The 6458-nt window shown below is 53.6% G+C and carries 4 protein-coding genes; 3 read left to right on the forward strand and 1 reads right to left on the reverse strand.

All coding sequences use genetic code 11. From position 1 onward, the window contains the following. Positions 1-36 precede the first annotated feature (36 nt). Positions 37-1932, reverse strand: a complete 1896-nt coding sequence (locus tag V2I46_04035; protein ID MEE4176658.1) for a hypothetical protein — start codon at positions 1930-1932, stop codon at positions 37-39. Positions 1933-2488: 556 nt separating this feature from the next. Here V2I46_04035 and V2I46_04040 point away from each other — a divergent pair. The 3 genes from V2I46_04040 (at position 2489) to V2I46_04050 (ending at position 6218) form a co-directional block, all read left to right on the forward strand. After that, positions 2489-3940, forward strand: a complete 1452-nt coding sequence (locus tag V2I46_04040) for a TrkH family potassium uptake protein (GenBank protein ID MEE4176659.1) — start codon at positions 2489-2491, stop codon at positions 3938-3940. Positions 3941-4014: 74 nt separating this feature from the next. Further along, positions 4015-5523 carry a DUF4118 domain-containing protein gene (locus V2I46_04045; protein ID MEE4176660.1) on the forward strand — a complete coding sequence of 503 codons (1509 nt, stop codon included), beginning with the start codon at positions 4015-4017 and terminating at the stop codon, positions 5521-5523. Between the two features lie 11 nt (positions 5524-5534). After that, a complete protein-coding gene (locus V2I46_04050) occupies positions 5535-6218 on the forward strand; it encodes a response regulator (protein MEE4176661.1) in 684 nt (227 codons plus the stop codon). Positions 6219-6458 lie beyond the last annotated feature (240 nt).

Below are 6458 nucleotides of genomic sequence, written 5' to 3' on the forward strand. Positions count from 1 at the left end.
TCCTCCTGAATCGTACAGGTCTGTCTGAGGGCGTTTTTAATACACCAGGATCTTGACCGGGGAGACAGGTTTTTTACTCACAAACCTGATCACATACATCCCGGCAGGTGGGCTGAATCTGAAGCTGTGGTCACCCGGGGCAGGTGTTTCCCACGATGCTGCCACCCGCCCCAGGGCGTCAAAAACCATCAGGGTTCCCTCTGCGGGGAGCTTGCTGAGGTGTAAGGTGCCATGGGCGTGATAAGCCTGCAGGGGCTCCAGGGCTGGAATATGCGGGACAAAGGTGTTCTCATCCGCAAACAGGGCTTCCACAAGGGTGCCCTGACGCACCACCAGGGTCGTGGTGGCTTCATTGCCAAAGGGCTGTCCATCAAGTCGCCAGCTATGGAAAACATAACCTGAGTCGGGCGTGGCCATCAGCTGAAGCTCGGTATCGGGGAGCAGGGCGTGGCCACCTTCCGGTGGAAAAATCCTGCCGCTGCCTTCCGTAACGCTGATGGTAAGGTCCAGAGTCTCTTCCGGGATGGCGAACCGCCAGAACTGATTGGAAGGCACGGAGCCCCCGCCCGCGATGTTGTCGCCAATAGCCCACGACACGTCACTGCCGCCTTTCAGGGCAAAAATCGACTGCTCCACGCGGACCATCCCCCCGCCGTCGTCCCAGCCTCCCCAGCGGTTGTAGGGGCTGTATTCCATATGGCTCCAGGCATCCGTTACCAGGTCATAGCGCATGAATTCCCTCTTCTGGTCCACGTTGCGGTCCCAGGGATCTTCTTCCCAGGCACCGGGGATGTGATACAGATACCGCTCTCCGTCCCAGGCCAGCATCGAGCCGTCATCGGCCCCGTAGCCGTGCGATGCCATCTGTTCCCAGCTCTCCGATACCAGCCCATAACGCCAGAACTCGGCATGGGTATAGTTGCCGTGGGGCACCAGCCCGAAATGCACATAGAGGTAATCCTGGTCGAGTCCTGCGGCCTCATCATCGACCCAGATGGCTGCATTCCCGGGGCCCTGCATATGCGGCAGGGCATCCAGGGCTTCCCAGCTATCCTGGCTCACCGAATAGCGGTACCAGTCGTAAGCCAGGTAGCTGTAGCCACTGCCGGGGAAGAGGTAGATATGATCGTCGCCATCCCAGGCCATCACGGCGCCATTGCGCGGGTAGTCCTGGAAACTGCTTCCCCCATCGAGGGGGCTCCCCAGCTCGGGACGCCAGGGGATCTCATAGCTGAGGTCCGTTTCCCACTGCCCGTTATCCACGATGTATCGTGCCAACCAGGTGCGCTGCCCGCTCCAGTAACCGCGGATGATGTAAACGGCATCTTGGCCCTCCGGGCCGGGGCCATAGGCGGTGCTGATACCGTACTGCCCGCCGAAGGGGGCATTGGGCAAAGCGGCCCATTCGTCAGCTTCCGGATCGTAAACGTAAAAGTCGGTCAGGGCGCCCGCCGTAGGCATTCCCGGCACGCCCCCCACAGCCATATGCAGATAGATCTTTCCGCCCGCCTCTGCCAGGCGCACCCCGTTGGCCGATCCAACACCCTGGGGAGGGCCCGTGGGTTCCGTAGCCCACAAGAGGGCAGGGGCCAGCACTACCTCAAGCTCAAGCTCAGCGTCCTCCACTGTAAACATCGAATAATGGTCGCGATGGTCAGGCAGATAGGCAAAGAGCATGTAGGTTCCGCTCTCCAGGCTGTATTCCAACATTCCCTGCTCATCGGTGATGCCAGCCAGATCCGTGCTGTCGTTCACGAACACCAGCGCGCCTTCCAGGGGGTTCTGGCTGCGGTCTTTCACCACGATGGTTACCGTCTCGGGACCATACCAGGCCGCTTGCCCCTTGCTGGGCATGACAATTAGCAGCCCTGCCAGGACAAGGAAAAAAATGACAGCTTGCTTTCCAAAGTGATGCATCTTTTTATTATGCATGTTTATCTGTACATATGTAAATTCCTGATAAAAGTACAGGTAATTTTTTAGATTCCAAGGATTTGATCTCTTGCATCAGTTTCACCAGGGCTCCTAAAGAAAGTCCACAAATGCACACAAACTGAAGAAACACAAATGCTCACAAAAGAAATATGATAATGTGGTAATGTGATAATTAGTTGAGAAGTTGAGAAGTTGAGAAGTTGAGAAGTTGAATAAACCCTAAACCCTAATCCCTAAACCCTATTATGTTTGTGTTCATTGTCTTTTCATTTGGGAAAATTTGTGGAAAAAAAAACACCTGAAATCAAAGGACCTCCCCCCAACCCTCCGCTGGCCAGCGGAGGGAGTAACCCCCGAAACCTGACACCCAGCACCTTAAACCTTAAACCCGAACCCCTCCTCCGGATTTTTATAAAATCTTGACATGGTCTTTCACTTTATTGATATGGTATTTATGAAATCCAGGCTTCATTTGTATATACAAAATATGACCTGGAGTATGGCAGTAAGCTGTTGCAGGTCTGAAGGTTGAATAAAACCCTGCGTCCATTTCATGACCAAAGTCGTTCAATATCATCTTGTCTTTAAAGTTCTGAGTCGAAACCTGTTTATCCTTTCTGGCGCTTTAATCGTTAGTTCGGCTTTGGCCTATTATTTTTCTGAGCCCATTCTGCCTATGGCAGTACCTGCCGCACTTTCCCTGCTGGCAGGACTGGTCATCCATTATTTCACCCGTAGCCTTGACGCTCAGGTGACCCTGCATCGCGAAGATGCTTATCTCACCGTCACCCTGTCGTGGCTGGTCATTAGTCTCATCGGTTCATTGCCCTATGTAATTTCGGGCGCCATACCGTCCTTTGTCAATGCCTTTTTTGAATCTGTGTCAGGATTTACCACCACAGGTTCTTCCATCCTGACCGACATCGAGATCCTGCCCCGCAGCGTTGTTTTCTGGCGGAGCCTCACCCACTGGATCGGGGGCATTGGCATCATTGTCCTGGTGATTTTGGTGATGCCCTCGCTGAAAATCGGCGGATACCATCTTTTTATCCTGGAGTCGTCACTGCAAGAAAAAATTCATCCCAAAGCAAAAAGTGTCGGCGAGCGCCTGCTGCTGATCTATATCATACTTACCGTCGCTGAGGGGGCTTTACTCAGGCTGGGCGGCATGAATTGGTTTGAAAGCGTTTGCCATGCATTTGGTACGGTTGCCACCGGTGGCTTCTCCCCGAAGAATGACAGCATTGCAAGCTATTCCCCCTACATTCAGTATGTTGTCATGGTCTTTATGCTGCTGGCAGGAACGAACTTTGTGGTACACTACTACCTGTTAAAAAGGAAATTTGACAAGATCAGGCAGAACGATGAGTTCAGGGCATACCTGGGCGTGATCTTACTGGTAGGACTTGTAATCACGTCCATATTGTTTTTCAAGACGCCCAGGCCTATGGAGCAATCTATCCGGGATGGGTTTTTCCAGGTCGTTTCCATCATTACTTGCACAGGATTTGCCACCGACGATTACCTGCTATGGCCTCAGTATGCCTGGATCATCATATTCCTGGCCATGTTCCTGGGCGGAAGCACAGGCTCAACGGCAGGGGGAATAAAAATTGCCCGACATGTCGTTGTGTATAAGAATTTTGCCAGGATTTTCCGCCAGCTGAGGTTTCCCCACGCCATTTTTCACATTCACCTGAACCATCAACCGGTTTCTGACGAAAGGAATACCTCCATCCTTACCTTTGTTTCGCTTTACCTGTTGGTTTTTGCCCTGGGTACCCTTTCCATGATAGCGGTTGGCTTAGATATGTCCACCGCAAGCGGATCGGTGGCCACCTGCATGGCGGGAATCGGTCCCGGTATCGGTACCGTGGGTCCGGCAAGCAACTTTGCTCATTTGCCTGTCCTGGGAAAAATAATCCTTTCGTTTTTGATGATTCTGGGCCGCCTCGAGATTTATACCGTGCTGATATTGTTTTCCCGGAGTTTCTGGCGCAAATAAGAACATGAGAATTTCTGCTTTGAATGCGTTAAATTTGAAGATCGTTATTGAAAGGAGGAGAAGGACAAAATACCATGGGAAAGATTACGTTCAGAAAGTTTAAAACAAGGACCAGCCACTATTTCTACGCCATCCTGATTATCGGAGCGACGGCCACCCTATGCATCCCCCTGGCCAATACAGAGAACTACCATGTGGTTTCCTTTATCCTGCTGTTTGTGGTATCCCTGCTGTCCACCTTTATGGGCATAGGCCCCGTGATCCTCGCGGCTTCCCTGAGCGCCCTGGCCTGGAACTTTTTCTTCATCCCGCCCCACCTGACCTTCCATATCGACAAAACAGAGGACATCCTCATCTTTGGGCTGTTCTTCATCATTGCCTTTGTCAACGGGGTGCTTACCACCCGCGTGAGGCGACAGCAGAAAATCTCGCAGGAAAGGGAAAAAAGAACGAATGCCCTGTTTCAGCTTACCCGGGGGCTTTCCAAAGCCAGCGGACTCGACGAGGTGTTGCAGGTGGCTGTGGTCGAGATCAGAAAGAACTTTGAGCGCGAAGCGCTTTTTTTCCTCCAGGATGGAAACAATGTATTAACCGACACAGCATGGCCCCTTGAGGAGATGAAAATCAATCCCCTCGAATTTGAAGTGGCGGAGCGGGTTTTTCAGTCGGCCCTGGACCCTGCTGCCACACCCAGGGGAATGGATTCTAAAGGCTTTGCTTTCTTCCCCCTCCAGGGTACGCGGCTGCATCCCGGCGTCATCGCCCTGAAACGCGAGACTCCTTTTTTCGGCGAACAAAAGTCATATTGGGAGGCCTTCATTGCGCAGATCTCCAATGCCCTCGAACGCGAGTTCCTGGGCGAGCTGGCCCAGCGCGTGCGCTTCCTCGATGAGTCCGACAGGCTCTACAAAACCCTTTTTAATTCCATCTCCCACGAGCTGCGCATCCCTGTGGCCACCATCATGGGTGCCGCCGATTCGATGCTCAACGCCGCCGACAACGAGAATTTCCGCTCGGCCCTGTCGCAGGAGATCTTCACCGCCTCCCTGCGCCTCAACCGCCTGATCGAAAACCTGCTGAACATCTCCCGCATCGAAAGCGGGCATATCTCGCCCAGGCTCGACTGGTACGACCTCAACGACCTGGTCAACAAGGTGGCCGAAGACCTCGGTGATGAGCTGAAGCCCTTTGATTTCAGGGTGTCGATTCCCGAAGACATGCCCCTGGTGAAGATGGATTTTGGATTGATGGAACAAGTCCTTTATAACCTGATTTTTAACGCCACGCAATACGCACCCGGGGCTTCCGCCATTGAGGTCAGGGGCCGTTATGAAAATGAAACGGCCGTGATCGAAGTTTCGGACCAGGGGCCGGGATTGCCCGAGTCGGACTTAAAACATATTTTCAACAAGTTTTTCAGGCTCGATGGCACCAGGACCGGGGGACTGGGCCTGGGACTGAGTATTGCAAAAGGCTTCGTGGAAGCCCACAACGGGACCATCACCGCCGGGAACCTCAAGAAAGGGGGATTGCGGTTTACCATCTGTATCCCTTCAGAAACCCCTGAAATCATGATGCCCTAGCTGCCAAACCTATGAATGCCGGTAATACCATATTGATTATTGATGATGAGCTCCCCATCCGCAGGCTGCTCGAAATCACCCTCTCGGCCAGCGGGTTCCGCATCATCCAGGCCGTCAACGGCAAAGAGGGCCTGGTGGCAGCAGCCACCCAGCACCCCTCGTTGGTGCTGCTCGACCTCGGGCTGCCCGATATGGACGGGCAGGAGACCCTGAAAAAACTCAGGGAATGGTACACCCATCCCATCATCGTGCTGTCGGTGCGCAGCTCTGAGGAAGACATCATCCGTGCCCTCGACCATGGCGCCAACGACTACCTCACCAAGCCCTTCCGCACCGGCGAGCTGCTTGCCAGGATACGTGCTGCCCTCAGGGCCTCCGAACAGAAAAACAACGACCCGGTGCTGGTGTTCGGGACCCTCAGCATCGACATGGCCGCCCACGTGGCAAAGAAAAACGACGAGATCCTCAAACTCACCGCCACCGAGTTCTCCCTTCTCCAGCTGCTGGCCAAGAACCGTGGCCGCGTGCTCACCCACCAGTACATCCTCAAGGAAGTCTGGGGCTTCGGCTATGTCGAACAGACTCATTACCTGCGCGTCTTCATCGCCCAACTCCGCAAGAAAATCGAAGACAACCCCGCCAAACCTACTTTCATCATCACCGAATCCGGCATCGGCTACCGCTTTGGGGAGTAATAGGATGTTGGCATGGGGCATGGGGCATGGGGAACGAAGAGGCGAGGACGCGAGGACGCGAAAGTAGTAGGCAGTAGAAAGTAAGCAGTAAAAAGTAAGAAGCAAAGGCCAGTGGATCCGGGAAATCCGCCCAAATCCGTGTAATTTTTTTTCGCGATGATTCGAGTTGAACGCAGTTCATCCGTGGCATCCGCGTTCAAGAAAATGAAAAATGAAGAATGGCATGGGGCACCTGACGCC

Source organism: Bacteroides sp. (genome assembly GCA_036351255.1).
Classification (GTDB): Bacteria; Bacteroidota; Bacteroidia; order Bacteroidales; family UBA7960; genus UBA7960.

Bases quoted from the DNA above. Each gene is read 5' to 3' on its own strand.
- V2I46_04035 (MEE4176658.1), bottom strand. From the start codon at position 1,932: ATGCATAATAAAAAGATGCATCACTTTGGAAAGCAAGCTGTCATTTTT.
- V2I46_04040 (MEE4176659.1), top strand. From the start codon at position 2,489: ATGACCAAAGTCGTTCAATATCATCTTGTCTTTAAAGTTCTGAGTCGA.
- V2I46_04045 (MEE4176660.1), top strand. From the start codon at position 4,015: ATGGGAAAGATTACGTTCAGAAAGTTTAAAACAAGGACCAGCCACTAT.
- V2I46_04050 (MEE4176661.1), top strand. From the start codon at position 5,535: ATGAATGCCGGTAATACCATATTGATTATTGATGATGAGCTCCCCATC.